The organism is Tepidibacter hydrothermalis, assembly GCF_029542625.1.
GTDB classification, from domain to species: domain Bacteria; phylum Bacillota; class Clostridia; order Peptostreptococcales; family Peptostreptococcaceae; genus Tepidibacter_A; species Tepidibacter_A hydrothermalis.
The window spans coordinates 3426318-3444214 of record NZ_CP120733.1 but is presented as its reverse complement, the minus strand read 5'-3'; the positions used below and the strand labels follow the sequence as shown (position 1 = coordinate 3444214).

Genomic DNA, 17897 nt, shown 5'->3' with positions numbered 1-17897 from the left:
AGGGGTATTTACTAGATGATAAAGCTTGGGCATGGAGCAGATGTCAATCAAATGATAAGTAAGTATAATAAGAGTGAAAATATATTAGATTTTAGCTCTAATATAAATCCATATACACCCAAGAACATAGAAGAATATGTACTTGAAGGTTTGAAAAATAGTATAAAATATCCGGATATAGAGTATTTAAATTTGAGAGGCAATATATCTTCTTATTTAAATTTAAACTATGAATATATAGTACCTGGAAATGGTGCCAGCGAGATAATATATATGATTATGAAGGTATTAGATGGAAGATTAGGGATTTTAAATCCTACATTTTCAGAATATGAAAGAGCTGCTATCATTAATAATTTAAAGGTAGTGGATTTATATTTAGATGAAGGGTTTAAAGTAGATATAAAATACATAGAACAAAATATAGATAAATTCGATTTCTTATTTGTATGTAACCCTAATAATCCAAGTGGAAATGTTCAAAATCTTGTAGAACTATTAGATTTATTAAAAACACATGAAAAAATTATGATAGTGGATGAAACTTTTATGGAGTTTGTACAGGACAGTTATAAATATTCATTAGTTGAATATGTAGATAAGTACAGCAATTTATTCATTATAAAAGCTGTTACTAAGTTCTTTGGACTTCCTGGAGTGAGACTTGGATATGGTATAACCAGCAATGAAAAGATAATTTACGATATGTGGAAAATCAAAGAGCCATGGACTGTAAATTCATTTGCTGAAAATATATGTAAATATATATTTAAAGATATAAATTATATAAGAAATACGAAGGATTATTTAAAAAAAGAGATAAGTTATATGTTAAAAGAATTAAATAAAATAGACAGTATAGAATGCTTTAATACAGATACAAACTTTATATTGTTAAAACTAAAAAAACATGATTCAAACTATGTAAAAGAAAAACTATTTATAAATAAAGATATATTAGTAAGGGATGCATCTAATTTTAAGGGGTTAGATAAAAAATATATAAGAGTTGCAGTTAAAAAAAGAGAAGAAAATCAGAAATTAATAACTGCATTGAAAGAAATAATGGGGGTATAGCATGAAACACTATGGAATTTGCCCAGGTTCATGTGGAGAATTTATCCAGGGTATGATAAAGGACAAAGAATATTTAGTATCTTATGCTGTAAATATGTATTCAAGGGCTGATATTTATGAAAAATCTAATAATGTAAATAGAGGACACTTCAAATCAAGAAGGGCTTTAGAAAAGGTATTTGAACATTTTGGCTTTAGCAAAAATGATACTAAAAATATATCTTTAAGAATAAAAAGTAATATTCCTTTAGGAAAAGGGATGGCAAGTTCTACGGCGGATATAGGAGCTACTATAAAAGCTACACTTAGCTTTTTAAATAAAGATATGACAGATGAGGAAATATCAAAAATTGCAGCAACAATTGAGCCTACAGATTCTATATATATAAATGATAATTGTATTTTTGATCCATTAAAAGGTGAAATCTTTAAGAAGTTAGGCTATATAGATGGAATAAAAATATTAACTCTTGAGCCTGATGAAAGGTTGAATACTCAACATATAAGAAAGAGGCAGGATTATTTTATTAAAAAAAAGGCAAACGAGGAAAAGCTAAAATATGCTTTTGATATATTAGAAAAAGGATTTGAAAATAAAGATTTAAGCTTGGTAGGAAAAGCTGCAACTATAAGTTCAATACTTAATGAAAATATACATAAAAAGGAAGGTTTGAGTGAAATTATAAAAATAAGCGAAGACTATGGAGCTTATGGTGTTAATGTAGCTCACAGTGGAACTGTTGTAGGAATAATACTAGATAAAGATATGGATGAAGCTAAGCTTAAAGAAAAATTGATTATGAATAAAATAGATAAAAAATATAAAAAAATATACTCGTTAAATGTTATAAGAGCAGGATTAAAGGGAGGGTCATATGAAGTACATAAAAAATCCAAGTGAGATAGAGGTTAAGAGTTTTGAAATAATACAAGGTATAATTGATGAAATTAGACCTGGTTATGAGTTTAAGAATGAAATAGAAGAAAAAATAATAAAAAGATGCATACATACAACAGCTGATTTTGAATACTTAGATATACTTAAAATATCTGATAGAGCAGTTGATAAATTAGTAGATGCTCTAAAATCTGGAGCAACCGTATATACAGATACAAATATGGCTTTATCAGGAATAAACAAGAGAAAGTTAAAGGCACTAGGTTGTGAAATAAAGTGTTTTGTTGCAGATGAAGAAGTTGCAAAAATTGCTAAGGAAAAGAAAATGACAAGATCCATGGCAGCAGTAGAAAAAGCAGCTAGCGAAGAAGGAAGAAAAATATTCGTAATGGGAAATGCTCCTACTGCACTTTATAAAGTAATGGAAATGAAAAAAGAAGGAAAATTAAATCCTGATGCTATTATAGGAGTTCCTGTTGGATTTGTTGGAGCTGCTGAGTCTAAGGATGAGCTTGAGAAAAGTGATAATGAATATATATTGGCTAAGGGAAGAAAAGGTGGAAGTAATTTAGCGGCTGCTATAGTTAATGCAGTGCTGTATAGTATATAATTTTAGAAATTTAGAAGCGGAGCTTAAGTAAAAAACGAGAGTTATCAGAGGGTTGATGTTTCTAATCGGAAAATTATACTCATTTAAATAACGCTACTTATACAATATTTTTATAAAACTAAAGATTTTGCTTTATAAAATATCCTAAAAGTTCTAAACTCCCGTTGGTCAGACAACGAACTTTCTTAACGAATATTTTAACAGCATAATCTAAGTTTTATAGAAAAATATTAAACAAAAGTAGCTAACATTTAAACGACCATAATTTTTATAATTTAGTATTTAACGTTAAAGTGAGTTTTAAAGTGACTGAATTACAACACTCATTCTTATAAAAGGAGATGTATTCTAATGACAATGAATTGCAAATTAGTATATAAAAATTTACTAAAGACAATTGCATTTATTGCTTATATACCAGTTGCTATAGTTTTAGCTCTTGTATTTGGAGATTTTAAAGATAAGTGGGATATGATTTCAAAAAAGATAAATAACTTATAGAAACATTAAGAGATTGAGGATTTAAAATATTAAAAAGGGGATAGTTATATGTATTGTATAGATCATATAAGTATTGTAGTTAGTGATATAGAGAAGTCTACAGAGTTTTATGAGAAAGTTTTTGACTGCAAGATTATTGGGAAAATGGAAGATGAGCGTCTTAAATTTGTGTATTTGGATGTTAGTGGTCAAACGATAGAATTACTTCAATATATTCATGAAGAATACAAAAGGGAAAGAGGAGTTATAGATCATATAGCTTTTAAAGTGGATGATATTGAATATGAAATAAAGAAAATGAATGGTTTGGGAATTAAACAACTACTTGATAGTTATAAAGTAGTTGGAAAGAAAAAAATAATGTTCTATGAAGGTTTAGATGGAGAAAGAATTGAGCTAGTAGAGAACTTTTAATAATTAAATATTCTCGTAAAAGAGGGATGCTATGGAAAAGTATGTTTATATAGATGGAAAGAAGTATAGAAGGGGTTATACTACCGGGTCTACTGCTACTGGGGCAGCTAAGGCTGCGGCTTTTATGGCTCTAAGCAAACAAAAGGTAGATACTATCCAGATAGATACGCCCAAAGGGATAAAGCTTGATTTGAATGTTGAGAATCAGGAAGTAGGACAAGGTTATGCTGTGGCTTCTGTTAAGAAGGATGGGGGAGATGACAAGGATGCTACTCATAAGTTAGATATATTTGCAAAGGTTACTATAAATAACACTGGGATTATCAATATAGATGGCGGTATTGGTGTTGGAAGGGTAACTAAGAAAGGTCTTAATATTCCTATTGGAAATGCTGCTATTAACAAGGTTCCTATGCAGATGATAGAAAAGGAAGTTAGGGAAGTTATAGGGGATTTAGGAGCAGATGTTTTAGTTTATATTCCAAAAGGTGAGGAAATTGCTAAAAAGACTTTTAATCCAAGACTTGGAATAGAAGGTGGTATATCTATAATAGGAACTACTGGAATTGTAGAGCCTATGTCTGAGGAAGGTTGGAAGAAGTCTCTTTCTATTGAACTTAATATGAAAAGTAAGCAGGGAATTAAAAATATTATACTTGTTCCAGGAAATCACGGAGAGAATTTCGTAAAAGATGTATTAAATATTGATTCTAATTATGTTGTTAGAACTAGCAACTTTGTAGGGTATATGATAAAGGAAGCTGAAAGGTTTGGATTTGAAAAGATACTTATGGTAGGTCATTTAGGCAAGTTTGTAAAGCTTGCTGGTGGTATTTTTCATACTCATAGTAAGATGGCTGATTGTAGGATGGAGATACTTATAACTCACTTGGCTTTAATGGGAGCTGATATAAGTGTTTTAAAAGATATATATAATTGTCCAACTACAGAGGCAGCAATAGATATAATATCTGAGAATGGATATGAAAAAGTCTATGATATTATAGCGAACAAAGGAAGAGAGAGAGTTATTCAAAGACTAGATAATGATATAGAAGTTGAGATTATGCTATTTTCTATGGAACTTGATACACTTGGAAAAAGCACTGGTGCAGATAATCTTTTGGAGGTATTTAGATGATAAACATAATTGGGATAGGGCCTGGAAATTTAAATTACCTGACTAAGATAGGTGAGAATATAGTACATAAAAGTGACGTATTAATAGGTGGAACTAGGAATTTAGATAGTTTCAATGATTTTGATGGAGAAAAGGTAGAGATAAAAGGAAGCCTTAAAAAAATTATAGATTATATAAATGAGAATAAGGATAAAAACATATCGATAATAGCTTCAGGAGATCCAAGTATATACGGTATAGGAAAGTATATGGTTAGTGAACTTGGAAGCGAAAATGTGAATATAGTATCGGGAATAAGCTCTATTCAGTATATATTCTCAAGAATTGGTATGGATATGAATGATATATATATAAGCAGTTGCCATGGCAAACAACCAGATTTCGATTATATATTATCTCATAAAAAAGTAGCATTAGTTACAGATAATATAATAGGGCCAAAGGAAATTGCAAAAGAGATAATAAAAAGAAAGTTAAACAAGGTTATGGTAGTAGGAGAGAACCTTTCTTATGAAAATGAGAAAATAACTATAGCACCTTGTGAAGATATAATTAATGTAGATAAATTTGATATGAATGTAGTGGTGATATATGATGAAGGATAGTGAATTCATAAGGGGTAAGGTACCTATGACTAAGGAAGAAATTAGAACTTTATCTATAAGTAAACTAAATCTAAAGAATTGTAGCACATTCCTTGATGTAGGTGGCGGAACAGGAAGCATTAGTATACAAGCAGCTTTAGATAATAAAGATCTAAGTGTTTTTACTATAGAGAAAAATGAAGAAGCAGTAGGGCTTATACATAAAAATATAGCTAAATTCAATATAGATAATATACAAGTTATTAAGGAATACGCACCAGTTGATTATTTTGATAAAAAAATAGATTCAGCCTTTATAGGAGGCAGTGGAGGAAATTTAGAAGAGATAATAATATGGCTTAAAGGATTATTAAATGAAAGTGCAACATTGGTTATTAACTGTATAATAGTTGAAACACTCAATGAGTCTTTAAGAATACTTAAAGAACAAGGGTTTGAAGATATAGAGTGTGTACAAGTTTGTGTATCAAGGCTTGCAAAACTAGGTAAAGGAAATTATTTCAAGCCTTTAAATCCAACATATATAATTTCATGTAAAAGGGGTAGATAATGATGAAGATTCATTTTGTAGGGGCAGGACCAGGAGACAAAGAACTTATAACTTTAAAAGGATACAAATTATTGAGCGAGGCTGATGTTGTTATATATGCTGGTTCTTTAGTTAATCCAGAACTTCTTGAGTATTGTAAAGAAGGATGCGAAATTCATAACAGTGCTTATATGGATTTAGGAGAAATAGTAGATGTTATGAAAAAAGGAGTTAAGGAAAATAAGAGTGTTGTACGACTTCAAACAGGTGATTTTTCTATATATGGTTCAATTAGAGAACAAGTAGAAGAACTTGCTAAGGAGGATATAGGATACGATTGTACACCAGGAGTAAGTTCATTCCTTGGAGCATCATCAGCTCTTGGAGTTGAGTATACAGTTCCTGAGATATCTCAAAGTGTTATCATAACTAGAATGGAAGGAAGAACTCCGGTACCAGAGAAAGAATCTATAGAATCTTTTGCAAAGCATCAGACATCTATGGTAATATTCTTATCTGTTCAAGAAATAGGAAAGGTTGTATCTAGACTTATTGAAGGTGGATACACAGAAGAGACTCCAATAGCTGTTGTATATAAGGCTACTTGGAAAGAAGAGAAGATAGTTAAAGGTAACTTGAAAAATATAGCTGATAAGGTTAAAGAAGAAGGTATAAATAAAACAGCTCTTATAATGGTTGGAGAATTTCTTGGCAAAGAGTACAATTACTCAAAATTGTACGATAAGGAATTTAAACATGAATACAGAAAGTAATAAAGCGGTAATAGCACTTACTTCAAATGGAAAAAAACTTGCACTTACTATAAAAAAGTATATAAAGTGCGATGTATATGTCAATGACAAGTTCCTCTGCGATGATACTATAAGTATAAAAGGAAAATTTAAAGAATTTGTAGGAGATATATTCTACAAATACGATTATTTGATATTTATAATGGCAACGGGGATTGTAGTTAGAAGTATTTGCCCTTATATAAAGGACAAAACACAAGATCCTGCCATAATAGTAATGGACGAGATGGGAAAAAATGTAATAAGTCTTTTATCTGGTCACATAGGTGGAGCGAATGAGATGACTATGAAGCTTAGTGATTATCTAAATTCTAATCCAGTTATAACTACTGCTACAGATGTGAATAACAAATCATCACTTGATATGATAATAAAAAAGATAGATGCACATATAGATAATTTTAAAGAAAATGTGAAGAAAGTAAATTCATATCTTGTAGAAGGAAAAAAAGTAGGTATATACATGGATGGTAACTATGATATAGATACTAGAGGGTTTGTAATAATAAATGATAAAAATAATATAAGTGATTTAGATACTTTAATTTACATAACTAATAAGAAATATATAGATATAAAGCATAAAGATATTATAAAGGTAACTCCCAGAAACAATGTATTATCAGTTGGGTGTAGAAGACACACAGATTCTAATTTGATGTATGAGTCTTTTGAAGATTTTTTAGATAAAAAAGATATAGACAAAAACTCTATAAAGACAGTTGGAAGTGTAGATTTAAAAAAAGATGAAAAAGCTATAATGGATTTAGCAAGCAAACTCGAAGTAGAATTTAAAATAGTATCAAGAGAAAAAATACTAAAAGTTGAAGATAAATTTGAAAAATCAGAGTTTGTAAAGAAATCTATTGGGGTATATTCAGTAGTTGAGCCAGTTGCATATATATTAAGTGGTGAAAATTTGATTGTAAACAAAACAAAATATAAAGGAATAACTTTTGGATTGGGGAGATTGAAATGATTTATGTAATAGGAATAGGCCCAGGTAGCAAGGAACTTATGACTAATGAAGCTATATCAGCACTAGAAAAAAGTGAAGTTATAGTAGGGTATAAAACTTATATAAATTTAGTTGAAGAATTCATAAAAGATAAAGAAGTAGTTCAAAATGGAATGAGAAAAGAAATCGAGAGATGTCAGGATGCTATAGATAAGGCTAAAGAAGGTAAAGAAGTTGCTGTTATAAGTAGTGGAGATAGTGGAATATATGGAATGGCAGGTCTTATTCTTGAACTTGTAACTAAGCAAAACTTAGATATAGATGTAAAAATCGTACCTGGAGTTACTGCTAGCATAGGAGCAGCAGCTGTACTTGGAGCTCCTATAATGCATGATTTTTGTCATATAAGTCTTAGTGACTTACTTACTCCTTGGGATGTTATAGAAAAAAGACTAAAACTTGCTGCTGAAGCTGACTTTGTAATATGTCTTTATAATCCTAGAAGTAAGGGAAGAAAAGATCACTTAAAGAGAGCGTTTGAAATAATGGGTGAGTTTAAGTCAGATGATATACCTGTTGGAATAGTTAAGGATGTAGCTAGAGATGGTCAGTGCAAACAAGTTGTAAAATACAAGGATATAGATTTTGAAACTGTTGATATGACGACTATTGTAATAATAGGAAATAAATCTACTTATATACATGGTGATAAGATGATAACTCCAAGGGGTTATGTTATATGATACTAGTTCTTGGAGGAACTAGCGACAGCTTAAAAATATGTGATTTGCTCAATAAAATGGGTAAATCATATATTCTATCTGTTGCAACTGAGTATGGAAAAGAAATTTCCAAAAAATACTGTGAAGATATTAATGTAGCTAGATTAGATAAGTATGATATGATTAAATTTGCTAAACAAAATAATATAAAAATTATTTTAGATGCAACTCATCCGTATGCTTTAGATGTATCCAGGAATGCCATGGATGCAAGTTATGAACTAAGTATAAAATATATAAGATATGAGAGAAGATCAAGTGATATATTAGAACATGAGAACGTAATAAAGGTTAATAATATAAAAGAAGCTTGTGATGTTGCAAATAAAATAGGTGAGAATATATTTTTATCTACAGGAAGCAAAAACCTAGGAGATTTTGTTGGAAATTTAAAGAATAAAAATATTATAGCTAGAGTTTTACCGACATCTGAAGTATTAAGAGCTTGTGAGAATTTAGGATTAAAAGCTCATAATATAGTGGCTATGAAAGGTCCTTTTTCTTATGATATAAACAAGCAGTTATACAAGTTTTATAATTGCGACTTGGTTATAACAAAGGAAAGTGGAGCAGCTGGAGGATTTGAAGAAAAATTAAGAGCAAGTATTGACTCAAATATAAAAACTATAGTAATACTAAGACCTAGCCTTGATTATCCACAAAAGATAGATGACATTGAAGAACTAAATGTGCAACTATTATTGAGCAATTAGACAGTTAAGGGTCGTTGGCTACATGAGTCAGTGCAGAGCGACTAGACGAATTTGTAATGGAGGCGAAATTATGAAAGTAGCAGTTATAGGGGTTAATCATAAAACTGCTCCTATTAGGGTAAGAGAAAAGGTATCTTTTACAGAATCAAAGAAAATAGAAGGTGCAAATTTATTACTTGATAATGGAATTGAAGAAGTGATTATTTTATCAACTTGCAATAGAAGTGAGATATATATAGTCGCTAAAGATATAGATTCAAAGATTGAGGTTGTTAAGGATTTTTATGAAGATTACTTCGATGAAAATGAAATTAGAGAATATTTATTTGATAAAAAACATAAACAAGCTATAAATCATATATATGAAGTAGCATCTGGTCTTGATTCATTAGTTTTAGGAGAAGATCAAATTCTTGGACAAGCAAAAGAGGCTATACTATTTTCAATGGAACTTGGTTTTAGTGGTAAGATTTTAAATAAGCTTTTTAGAGAAGCTATAACTACTAGCAAAAACATAAAAAGTGAAACTAAAATATCTGAAAATCCGTTATCTATAAGTTATATAGGAGTTAAGTTCTTAAAAGAAAAACTTGGAACATTAAAAAATAAGAAAGCTCTTATAATAGGTGTTGGAAAGATGAGTATATTAGCTCTTAAACACTTAATGGAAGAAGATTTAGATGAAATATATATGGCAAATAGATCCCATAAAAAAGTTTTAGATTTAAGTGATGATTTTCCTATGGTGAAACCTATAGAATATGAAAAAAGATATGAGATATTAAAAGAAGTAGACATTGTTATAACTGCAACGGCATCTCCTCATACTATAATAAGAAAAGAAGAGATTATGGACATAGACAATGAAGTTTATATAATGGATATAGCTCTTCCGCGTGATGTTGAAGAGTCTGTTAGTGAGCTTTCAAATATCAATGTTTATGATATAGATGATCTTAAAAAAATATCGGATGAAAACGAGCAAAGAAGAATCGAGTTATCTAAAGTAGCTAAAGAAATTATAGATGAGAGTACAAATGAGTTTTTAGATTGGATGAGTAGCATAAAGGTAGATCCAACTATAAAATCTTTAAATGAAAGATGCAGTGATATTCAAAAAGATACACTTGAGTATATATATAGAAAATTAGATCTTGATTGTAGAGAAAAGAAGATAATAGAAAAAATGTTGAACTCTGCTCTTAAAAGGGTTGTTAGAGAACCTATTATAAAGCTTAAGTCAACTAAGGATGAGGGAAAAGTAAAAGATTATACTAATATAATTGAGGAGTTATTTGACCTTTAAAACAAGAGTTTTAAACAATAAATTGATTCTAGAGGTGATTTCGTGTTTTACCCTATGATGATAAACCTAGACAATAAAAATGTAACTATAATAGGTGGAGGAAAAGTAGCTTTTAGAAAGGCAAACAAGTTTTTAGAGTTTAATTGTAATGTTAAGGTTGTAAGCACTTCGTTTATAAAAGAATTTTATAGTATAGATGTCAAACTTATAAACGATGAATATAGAAGTGATTATTTAAAAAAATCATTTTTAGTTATAGCTGCTACATCTAGTAAAAAGGTAAATGAGGATATATCTAATTACTGTAGCGAGAATAATATTATGTGTAATATAGCTGATGATATAAATTTATCCGATTTTATAGTTCCATCTAGTATAAAAAGAGGGGATTTAGTTATTAGTGTATCAACTATGGGTAAAAGCCCATCTCTTGCTTCTAAGATAAGAAAAGAACTTGAGATTAACTATGGTATAGAGTATGAAGAATATGTAAGCATCTTAGGAGATATAAGAAATTTAGTTTTACAAAGATGTACGGACAAGGATGAAAAGAAAAGAATACTAAACGAATTAGTAAACTTAAATCTAGAAGAACTTAAAAAGAGGAGACTTGATTATGAAAATAATAGTTGGAACTAGAGGAAGTGATCTTGCCCTAAGTCAAACTAAATGGGTCATAAAAAACCTTAGAAATTCAAATCCTAATGTGGAATTTGAGATTAAGATAATAAAGACTAAAGGCGATAGAATCCAGAATATAGCACTTGATAAGATTGGTGATAAGGGATTATTCGTAAAAGAGATAGAAGAACAACTTTTAAATAAAGAAATTGATATAGCTGTTCACTCTATGAAAGATATGCCATCTAATGTTACAGATGGACTTAAGTTTGCTGCAGTTCCTAAAAGAGAGGATTACAGAGATGTATTAGTTTTGAGAGAAGGATACAAGACTATATATGATCTTCCAAGAGGAGCTAAAATTGGTACAGGAAGCAAAAGAAGAAAGTATCAATTACTTAAGTATAGAGAGGATTTAGAAGTAGTTTCTATAAGAGGTAATGTTGGAACTAGAATAAGAAAAATTAAAGAAGAAAATCTTGATGGTGTAGTTTTAGCAGCAGCTGGACTTCATAGATTAAATATAGAAGATGAGATAAGTTTTTATATACCGACTGATATAATGCTTCCAGCACCTGCTCAAGGAGCTTTAGCTATACAAATAAGAGAAAATGATGAGAGTATAGAAAATATAGTATCATCTATAAAAGATGATAAAACTTGTATTGAGGTTGAAGCGGAAAGAGCTTTCTTACATGGTGTTGATGGAGGTTGCCATATACCTGTAGGAGCATTTTGTACTGTGGATGAAGATAGAATAAAGCTTGATGGTTTATTTGGAACAGAGGATGGAAGTAGAATAGTAAGAACCTTTGTAGAAGGTAGTGTAGATGAAGCTAAAGAGTTAGGATATAAGCTTGCTGATATTATACTAGAGGAGATGAAACCATGTACGGAATAGTATATTTAGTAGGGGCAGGGCCTGGAGATTATAAGTTAATTACATTAAAGGGTTTAGAGTGTATTAAAAAGGCAGATGTAATAGTATACGACAGATTGGCTAATGAGAATTTACTTAATGAAGCTAAAGGTGGTTGCGAATTCATATATGTAGGAAAAGCATCTAGTGATCATACATTGACTCAAGATGAAATAAATGATGTTATATGCCAAAAGGCAAAAGAGGGCAAAGTTGTAACAAGACTTAAAGGTGGAGACCCTTATGTTTTTGGTAGAGGAGGAGAAGAAGGAGAGTATCTTCTTGAAAGAGGTGTTAAATTTGAAGTAGTTCCAGGTATAACTTCTGCTATAGGAGGACTTTGTTATGCGGGAATACCTATAACTCATAGAGATTATGCTTCTTCATTTCATGTTATAACTGGGCATTTAAAAAATGAAGAACAGGAACTTGATTGGAAGTCGTTAGCTAAACTCAATGGAACTTTAGTATTTTTAATGGGAGTTAAGAACCTTAATAATATATGTTCTAATTTAATTAATGAGGGTAAGAGTAAGGATACTCCTGTTGCTCTTATAAACTGGGGAACTAGATATAACCAAAGGGTAGTAACTGGAAATCTTGAAAATATATATGATATATCTATTAAAGAAAATATAAAGCCACCTAGTTTGATTGTTGTAGGAGATGTTGTAAATCTTAGAGATAAGCTAAATTTCTTTGAGCAAAAAGATTTATTTGGAAAGAATATACTTGTAACAAGAGCTAGAGCTCAAAACAGTAAATTATTAGAGAAAGTAATGGATTTAGGTGGTAACCCTATACAGTTTCCAACTATAAAAATAGAAGAGATAACTCCTAATGAAGAGTTAGATAATCAAATAAAGAATATTCAGGATTACAGTTATATAATATTTACAAGCCAGAATGCTGTTAAGATATTTTTTAATAGATTAAATGAACTAGACTTTGATGTTAGAAAACTAGGAAATATAAGAATAGTAGCGATAGGACCAGCTACAGCTAAAGACCTTAAGAAAAAAGGGATAATAGCTGATATAGTGCCTCCAAAGTTCGTAGCTGAATCTATATACGATGAGTTAAAGGACTTGTTAGTTAAAGATGATAAAATATTAATTCCAAGAGCTAGTGAAGCTAGGGATTATTTGGTAGATAAATTAGATAAAATATGTTATGTTAAAGAGGTTAAGATATACAATACTGTTTTAGGTGATGGAAATAAAGATAAAATTCTTGAAATGTTAGATTCTAATAAATTGGATTATATAACATTTACAAGCTCATCTACAGTTAAAAATTTAGTTAAGATAGTAGGAAGAGATAATGTAGACAAGCTTAAAAAGGCAAAATTGATATCTATAGGACCTATAACTTCAAATACTGTGAGCGATTTTAATTTAGAGGTTCACAAAGAAGCTAAGGATTATACTATAGATGGAATTTTAAATACAATTATAGAAGATATTAAGGGGGAATAACAGTGATTAAAAGACCTAGAAGACTTAGAAGTAGTGAACTTGTAAGAGATTTAGTAAGAGAAACAAGAATTGAGATGGATAATTTAATATATCCACTATTTATTGTTGAGGGAGAAAATATAAAGAAAGAGATAGGATCACTTCCTGATGTTTATCATCTATCTGTAGATAAATTAGAAGAAGAGGTTAATGAGTTAAAAGAGCTTGGAATAAAGTATGTAATGTTATTTGGGGTTCCAGATGAAAAAGACGAGTATGGAAAAGAAGCTTATGCAGAAGATGGAATAGTTCAAAAGGCTACAAGAGAGATAAAGAGACTTACTAATGATATATATGTTATTACAGATATTTGTATGTGTCAGTATACAAGCCATGGCCACTGTGGAATACTACGTCCAAATGGATATGTAGATAATGATAAGACATTAGAGTATCTATCAAGAATAGCTTTAAGTCATGTAGAGGCAGGAGCAGATATGGTAGCTCCATCTGATATGATGGATGGAAGAATAGGTCATATGAGAAAAACTTTAGATGCAGCAGGATATGAAAATACACCTATAATGGCATACAGTGCTAAATACGCATCTTCATTCTATGGTCCTTTTAGAGATGCAGCTCATTCAGCACCATCTTTTGGAGATAGAAGATCTTATCAAATGGATCCAGCAAACACAGATGAAGCTGTACGTGAGGTAGAACTTGATATAGAAGAAGGAGCAGATATAGTTATGGTAAAACCTGCACTTTCATACTTAGATGTTATAAGAAGAATAAAGGACAATTTCAATATGCCTATAGCAGCATACAACGTAAGTGGAGAATACTCTATGTTAAAACTTGCTGTTAAAAATGGGTTATTAGATGAAAAAGCCATAATGGAAAGTATTGTATCTATTAAAAGAGCTGGAGCTGATATAATAATAACTTATTTTGCAAAAGATATATCTAGAATGCTTAGAAAATAGAGGAGATGACTACTATGAATACGACTAAATCTGAGAGCATATATAGTGAAGCTGTACAATATATACCTGGTGGAGTGAATAGTCCAGTTAGAGCATTTAAATCAGTTGGACTTAACCCTATATTTGTAGACCACGCTAAGGGATCTAGATTATATGATGTAGATGGAAATGAATATATAGATTATATATGTTCTTGGGGACCATTAATGCTAGGACACAGTAATGAAGAAGTTTTAAGCGGTGTTGAAGATATAATAAGAAGAGGAACAAGCTATGGAGTTCCTACAGAAATAGAAGTGAAAATGGCAAAATTAATATGTCAGGCATATGATTCTATAGAAATGGTTAGAATGGTAAACTCAGGAACAGAAGCTACTATGAGTGCTTTAAGAGTAGCTAGAGCTTACACTAAGAGAAATAAAATATTAAAATTTGAAGGATGCTATCATGGACATTCTGATGCATTGCTTGTTAAATCAGGATCTGGCACAATAACATACGGAGTACCTACAAGCCCTGGAGTTCCAGCAGATGTAGTAAAAGATACACTTGTATGTAGATACAATGATTTAGATTCAGTGAAACAAATATTTGAAGAACATGGACAAGATATAGCAGCTGTGATAGTAGAGCCTGTTGCAGGTAATATGGGAGTCGTTGCAGGTAAGAAAGAATTTTTACAAGGACTTAGAGATATAACAAATGAGTATAAATCTGTTCTGATATTTGATGAAGTAATAACAGGATTTAGATTAGCTTATGGTGGAGCAGGAGAGCATTATGGAATAAAGGCAGATATGACATGTCTTGGAAAAATCATAGGAGCAGGACTTCCTGTTGGAGCTTATGGTGGTAAGAAAGAAATAATGGATATGGTATCTCCTGTAGGACCAGTATATCAAGCTGGAACATTGTCTGGAAATCCTCTTGCTATGTATATGGGATATAAAAATATAAGCATATTAAAAGACAATCAAAATATATATAAAGAGCTTGAAGAAAAAGCTATAAGACTTGAAAATGGTCTTAAGGAAAATCTTAAAAAGCTTAACATAGAAGGTACTGTAAATAGAGCAGGATCTTTAGTATGTCTTTTCTTTGCAAATGGACCTATAGAGAATTATGAAGATGTGATGAAGTGTGATGTAGAAAAATTCAATATATACTTCAAAGAATTAATAGAAAGAGGAATTTTACTTGCTCCAACTCAATTTGAAGCAATGTTCCTATCTAATGCTCATACAAATGAGGATATAGACTATACAATAAAATCAAGTTATGAGGCTATGAAAATAGCATTTAACAAATAATAAAAAGTTTTCCTAAAAAGCGCTGATAATATTATCAGCGCTTTTTTACTGAGTAAATTCAACTTAAGAAAAATGATAATCATTAATAAATGAAAATAAATAACGAAAAAATGTCGAAAGCTAATGATTTTTGTTTGAAAATAATATAATATGGATATAAATAACAAAAACAACTTGAACTTAGGAGGAATTATGATCTTTAATAAAAAAATAAATATAGATGAATGTATAGAAAAGATAATAGAAGGTAAATTTGAGGAAGTTATAAACGATGAAAAATTAAAACAGAAATTTGAGAGTGTAGTAAGATTAGCTCAAAATAAAATAGAGGACAGAGAAGAAATAAGAACTCTATTAAATGATATATTTTATATTGCTGGAAGAATAAGTAGTTTTAAACTTGAGCTATACCATGAATCAGATAAAATAGAAGAAAGTACAAGTCTATTAAAAAATATTTCAAGCACAATGACTAAAGATTTAGACACACTATCAAAAAATCAAAATGAAATATCATCTGCTTGCACAGATATGGCGATGTCATTACAAAGTATGGAAGACAAAGTATGTGATATAGAAGAAAGTACAGTTAAAAACTCTGAAAATATACTGAACATAGAAAATGATATAAATCAAATACATATGCAATCTAAAGCTATAGTAGATAATGTAGACCACTTAATAAAAACGTCTAAGAAGGTCACTGATTCCATGCTCCAAATAGATAAAATATCTGAACAAACTAATTTATTAGCTTTGAATGCTTCCATAGAAGCAGCAAGATCAGGTGAAGCAGGAAAAGGATTTGCAGTAGTAGCTGAGGAAATAAGAAAATTATCTGATGATACAAAAAATTTACTTGAGAACATAAATAGTTTGATAAATGATATGAGCAAATATTCAACACATAGTGAAAATAGTATTAAAATGACTAATAAAAACATTAATTCTATTAAAAACTTGATAAAAGATATAAATAGAGATTTTTCTAAAGACAAGGAAAATATAATACAAATATCCAATGAAATGTCTCAAATATCAGCGTACTCTCAACAATTTGCTGCATCTAATCAAGAAATAACATATTCTATAGATGAAACTAAAGAGGTAGCTATAGCTATTGCTGATGTTTCTTATAATTTAAATAATGTAACACACAATATAAATGATACTATAAAGGGGCTAGATAAAATAGAACAGGCATCTCAAAATCTAACAGACATATCCAAGAATCTGGCAAAAAATCCTAATTACTATATGTCTAATGAAAACTTTATAAACATATTTGAGGATGCAATAAAAGCTCATTCAAATTGGATGAATATACTAGAAGAAATGTATAACACTATGAAGATATTGCCTATACAAACAAACGATAAAAAATGCCATTTTGGACATTTTTATTTTAATCTAACTCCTTCTCATAAAGAAATAACACCTATATGGAGTCAAATAGATAATTTACACAATGAATTACATAATGTAGGAGAAGATATGATAAATTGCATTAAAGACAATGATAATAAGAATGCTAAAGAATATTTATATAAAGCTAAAAATAATTCTACTAAATTATTTGAACTATTTGATATTATTATTTCAAAAACTAAAGAAATAGATAAAAATAACCAAAATGTATTCTTATAATAAAAAAAACTCTCAGCTTAGTCTGAGAGTTTTTTTATTATCTTCTCTTGCTACGTTTATTTAAAGTAGCTTGACGATCGTCTGATTGCTTCAACCAATCTTTTAACTTATCATCAAGAGAACTTTCTTTTTTAGGTTTTGCTTGGAATTTATTTTTAGAAAAATCCTTATTTCTGTAGTTTGAGCTAGAGTTAGATTTATAGTTAGAACCAGAGTTAGAATTAGAACTATAAGAAGGTTTATCTTTAGGTCTTGGAGTAAAAGGTTTTGCTTGCTTAATTGAAAGAGATATCTTTTTAGATTCTTCATCAATGCTTATAATTTTAACTTTAACTTTATCCCCAGCTGAAATATGTTCATTTATATCGTTTATAAAGTTATGACTAATTTGTGAAATATGAACTAATCCTTTAGTTTTTTCATCTATAGCCACAAAAGCACCGAAAGGCTTAACATCTGTTACTGTACCTTCAATAATATTGCCAATTTCAAATTTCTTACACATAGACACACTCCTAAAAATTTTATAGTTTACAAATAATTTTAAAATTTGAGTTACTTATATTAATTAATATAGCATATAACTTTAACAAAAAACAAATTTTTAA

Annotated in this window: 20 protein-coding genes; 19 read left to right on the top strand and 1 reads right to left on the bottom strand. The window is 29.7% G+C overall.

All coding sequences use genetic code 11. The features are described 5' to 3' along the window. Positions 1-15: 15 nt before the first annotated feature. From P4S50_RS16250 to P4S50_RS16160, 19 genes are all read left to right on the top strand, one after another. Positions 16-1077, top strand: coding sequence for a pyridoxal phosphate-dependent aminotransferase (locus P4S50_RS16250; RefSeq protein WP_277731879.1), 1062 nt, complete (start codon positions 16-18; stop codon positions 1075-1077). A gap of 1 nt (position 1078) precedes the next feature. Then, a complete protein-coding gene (locus P4S50_RS16245; protein WP_277731878.1) occupies positions 1079-1978 on the top strand; it encodes a GHMP family kinase ATP-binding protein in 900 nt (299 codons plus the stop codon). Beyond that, the gene (locus tag P4S50_RS16240) at positions 1953-2585 is read left to right on the top strand and encodes a cobalt-precorrin-8 methylmutase (protein ID WP_277731877.1); all 633 of its coding nucleotides are present in this window, start codon (positions 1953-1955) and stop codon (positions 2583-2585) included. Before P4S50_RS16245 ends, P4S50_RS16240 begins: the two co-directional genes overlap by 26 nt. Positions 2586-2936: 351 nt before the next feature. Further along, on the top strand, positions 2937-3086 hold the full coding sequence (locus P4S50_RS16235) for a hypothetical protein (RefSeq protein WP_277731875.1): 150 nt from the start codon (positions 2937-2939) through the stop codon (positions 3084-3086). A 48-nt stretch (positions 3087-3134) separates the two neighbouring features. Beyond that, complete coding sequence (locus tag P4S50_RS16230; RefSeq protein ID WP_277731874.1) at positions 3135-3500, top strand: VOC family protein; 366 nt, start codon at positions 3135-3137, stop codon at positions 3498-3500. 31 nt (positions 3501-3531) lie between these two features. Continuing rightward, on the top strand, positions 3532-4641 hold the full coding sequence (gene cbiD / locus P4S50_RS16225; RefSeq protein WP_277731873.1) for a cobalt-precorrin-5B (C(1))-methyltransferase CbiD: 1110 nt from the start codon (positions 3532-3534) through the stop codon (positions 4639-4641). After that, entirely contained in the window at positions 4638-5246 is a 609-nt protein-coding gene (locus P4S50_RS16220) for a cobalt-precorrin-7 (C(5))-methyltransferase (protein WP_277731871.1), read from the top strand. Before cbiD ends, P4S50_RS16220 begins: the two co-directional genes overlap by 4 nt. Continuing rightward, positions 5236-5796, top strand: a complete 561-nt coding sequence (locus P4S50_RS16215; RefSeq protein WP_277731870.1) for a decarboxylating cobalt-precorrin-6B (C(15))-methyltransferase — start codon at positions 5236-5238, stop codon at positions 5794-5796. Before P4S50_RS16220 ends, P4S50_RS16215 begins: the two co-directional genes overlap by 11 nt. Then, complete coding sequence (locus tag P4S50_RS16210) at positions 5796-6548, top strand: cobalt-precorrin-4 methyltransferase (protein WP_277731869.1); 753 nt, start codon at positions 5796-5798, stop codon at positions 6546-6548. The genes P4S50_RS16215 and P4S50_RS16210 overlap by 1 nt, the downstream gene beginning before the upstream one ends. Continuing rightward, on the top strand, positions 6532-7566 hold the full coding sequence (cbiG, locus tag P4S50_RS16205) for a cobalt-precorrin 5A hydrolase (protein ID WP_277731867.1): 1035 nt from the start codon (positions 6532-6534) through the stop codon (positions 7564-7566). Before P4S50_RS16210 ends, cbiG begins: the two co-directional genes overlap by 17 nt. After that, a complete protein-coding gene (gene cobJ, locus P4S50_RS16200; RefSeq protein ID WP_277731865.1) occupies positions 7563-8288 on the top strand; it encodes a precorrin-3B C(17)-methyltransferase in 726 nt (241 codons plus the stop codon). Before cbiG ends, cobJ begins: the two co-directional genes overlap by 4 nt. Further along, a complete protein-coding gene (locus tag P4S50_RS16195; RefSeq protein ID WP_277731864.1) occupies positions 8285-9040 on the top strand; it encodes a cobalt-precorrin-6A reductase in 756 nt (251 codons plus the stop codon). Before cobJ ends, P4S50_RS16195 begins: the two co-directional genes overlap by 4 nt. A 70-nt stretch (positions 9041-9110) precedes the next feature. Beyond that, positions 9111-10346, top strand: a complete 1236-nt coding sequence (gene hemA / locus P4S50_RS16190; RefSeq protein ID WP_277731863.1) for a glutamyl-tRNA reductase — start codon at positions 9111-9113, stop codon at positions 10344-10346. Between the two features lie 42 nt (positions 10347-10388). After that, on the top strand, positions 10389-10985 hold the full coding sequence (locus P4S50_RS16185; RefSeq protein ID WP_277731861.1) for a precorrin-2 dehydrogenase/sirohydrochlorin ferrochelatase family protein: 597 nt from the start codon (positions 10389-10391) through the stop codon (positions 10983-10985). After that, the gene (gene hemC / locus P4S50_RS16180) at positions 10963-11868 is read left to right on the top strand and encodes a hydroxymethylbilane synthase (RefSeq protein WP_277731859.1); all 906 of its coding nucleotides are present in this window, start codon (positions 10963-10965) and stop codon (positions 11866-11868) included. The genes P4S50_RS16185 and hemC overlap by 23 nt, the downstream gene beginning before the upstream one ends. Continuing rightward, positions 11856-13364 (top strand): uroporphyrinogen-III C-methyltransferase, encoded by a 1509-nt coding sequence (gene cobA / locus P4S50_RS16175; protein WP_277731858.1) that lies wholly within the window; start codon positions 11856-11858, stop codon positions 13362-13364. The genes hemC and cobA overlap by 13 nt, the downstream gene beginning before the upstream one ends. Before the next feature lie 2 nt (positions 13365-13366). After that, positions 13367-14332: a porphobilinogen synthase gene (hemB, locus tag P4S50_RS16170; protein ID WP_277731857.1), complete on the top strand. Its 966-nt coding sequence runs from the start codon at positions 13367-13369 to the stop codon at positions 14330-14332. Between the two features lie 14 nt (positions 14333-14346). Continuing rightward, positions 14347-15642, top strand: coding sequence for a glutamate-1-semialdehyde 2,1-aminomutase (gene hemL, locus P4S50_RS16165; protein ID WP_277731856.1), 1296 nt, complete (start codon positions 14347-14349; stop codon positions 15640-15642). Between the two features lie 192 nt (positions 15643-15834). Next, the gene (locus tag P4S50_RS16160) at positions 15835-17289 is read left to right on the top strand and encodes a methyl-accepting chemotaxis protein (RefSeq protein ID WP_277731854.1); all 1455 of its coding nucleotides are present in this window, start codon (positions 15835-15837) and stop codon (positions 17287-17289) included. A 37-nt stretch (positions 17290-17326) separates the two neighbouring features. Here the strand turns inward: P4S50_RS16160 and P4S50_RS16155 are convergent, their stop codons facing one another. Beyond that, positions 17327-17794, bottom strand: coding sequence for a S1 RNA-binding domain-containing protein (locus P4S50_RS16155; RefSeq protein WP_277731853.1), 468 nt, complete (start codon positions 17792-17794; stop codon positions 17327-17329). Between the last annotated feature and the right edge of the window lie 103 nt (positions 17795-17897).

Excerpts from the sequence above, each read along its gene's own strand:
- P4S50_RS16210 (WP_277731869.1), top strand. The coding sequence starts at position 5,796 with ATGATGAAGATTCATTTTGTAGGGGCAGGACCAGGAGACAAAGAACTT.
- hemC (WP_277731859.1), top strand. The coding sequence starts at position 10,963 with ATGAAAATAATAGTTGGAACTAGAGGAAGTGATCTTGCCCTAAGTCAA.
- P4S50_RS16230 (WP_277731874.1), top strand. The coding sequence starts at position 3,135 with ATGTATTGTATAGATCATATAAGTATTGTAGTTAGTGATATAGAGAAG.
- P4S50_RS16240 (WP_277731877.1), top strand. The coding sequence starts at position 1,953 with ATGAAGTACATAAAAAATCCAAGTGAGATAGAGGTTAAGAGTTTTGAA.
- cobA (WP_277731858.1), top strand. The coding sequence starts at position 11,856 with ATGTACGGAATAGTATATTTAGTAGGGGCAGGGCCTGGAGATTATAAG.
- P4S50_RS16215 (WP_277731870.1), top strand. The coding sequence starts at position 5,236 with ATGAAGGATAGTGAATTCATAAGGGGTAAGGTACCTATGACTAAGGAA.
- P4S50_RS16245 (WP_277731878.1), top strand. The coding sequence starts at position 1,079 with ATGAAACACTATGGAATTTGCCCAGGTTCATGTGGAGAATTTATCCAG.
- P4S50_RS16155 (WP_277731853.1), bottom strand. The coding sequence starts at position 17,794 with ATGTGTAAGAAATTTGAAATTGGCAATATTATTGAAGGTACAGTAACA.
- hemA (WP_277731863.1), top strand. The coding sequence starts at position 9,111 with ATGAAAGTAGCAGTTATAGGGGTTAATCATAAAACTGCTCCTATTAGG.
- P4S50_RS16220 (WP_277731871.1), top strand. The coding sequence starts at position 4,638 with ATGATAAACATAATTGGGATAGGGCCTGGAAATTTAAATTACCTGACT.
- P4S50_RS16195 (WP_277731864.1), top strand. The coding sequence starts at position 8,285 with ATGATACTAGTTCTTGGAGGAACTAGCGACAGCTTAAAAATATGTGAT.
- P4S50_RS16160 (WP_277731854.1), top strand. The coding sequence starts at position 15,835 with ATGATCTTTAATAAAAAAATAAATATAGATGAATGTATAGAAAAGATA.
- cbiD (WP_277731873.1), top strand. The coding sequence starts at position 3,532 with ATGGAAAAGTATGTTTATATAGATGGAAAGAAGTATAGAAGGGGTTAT.
- cbiG (WP_277731867.1), top strand. The coding sequence starts at position 6,532 with ATGAATACAGAAAGTAATAAAGCGGTAATAGCACTTACTTCAAATGGA.
- cobJ (WP_277731865.1), top strand. The coding sequence starts at position 7,563 with ATGATTTATGTAATAGGAATAGGCCCAGGTAGCAAGGAACTTATGACT.
- P4S50_RS16235 (WP_277731875.1), top strand. The coding sequence starts at position 2,937 with ATGACAATGAATTGCAAATTAGTATATAAAAATTTACTAAAGACAATT.
- hemL (WP_277731856.1), top strand. The coding sequence starts at position 14,347 with ATGAATACGACTAAATCTGAGAGCATATATAGTGAAGCTGTACAATAT.
- P4S50_RS16250 (WP_277731879.1), top strand. The coding sequence starts at position 16 with ATGATAAAGCTTGGGCATGGAGCAGATGTCAATCAAATGATAAGTAAG.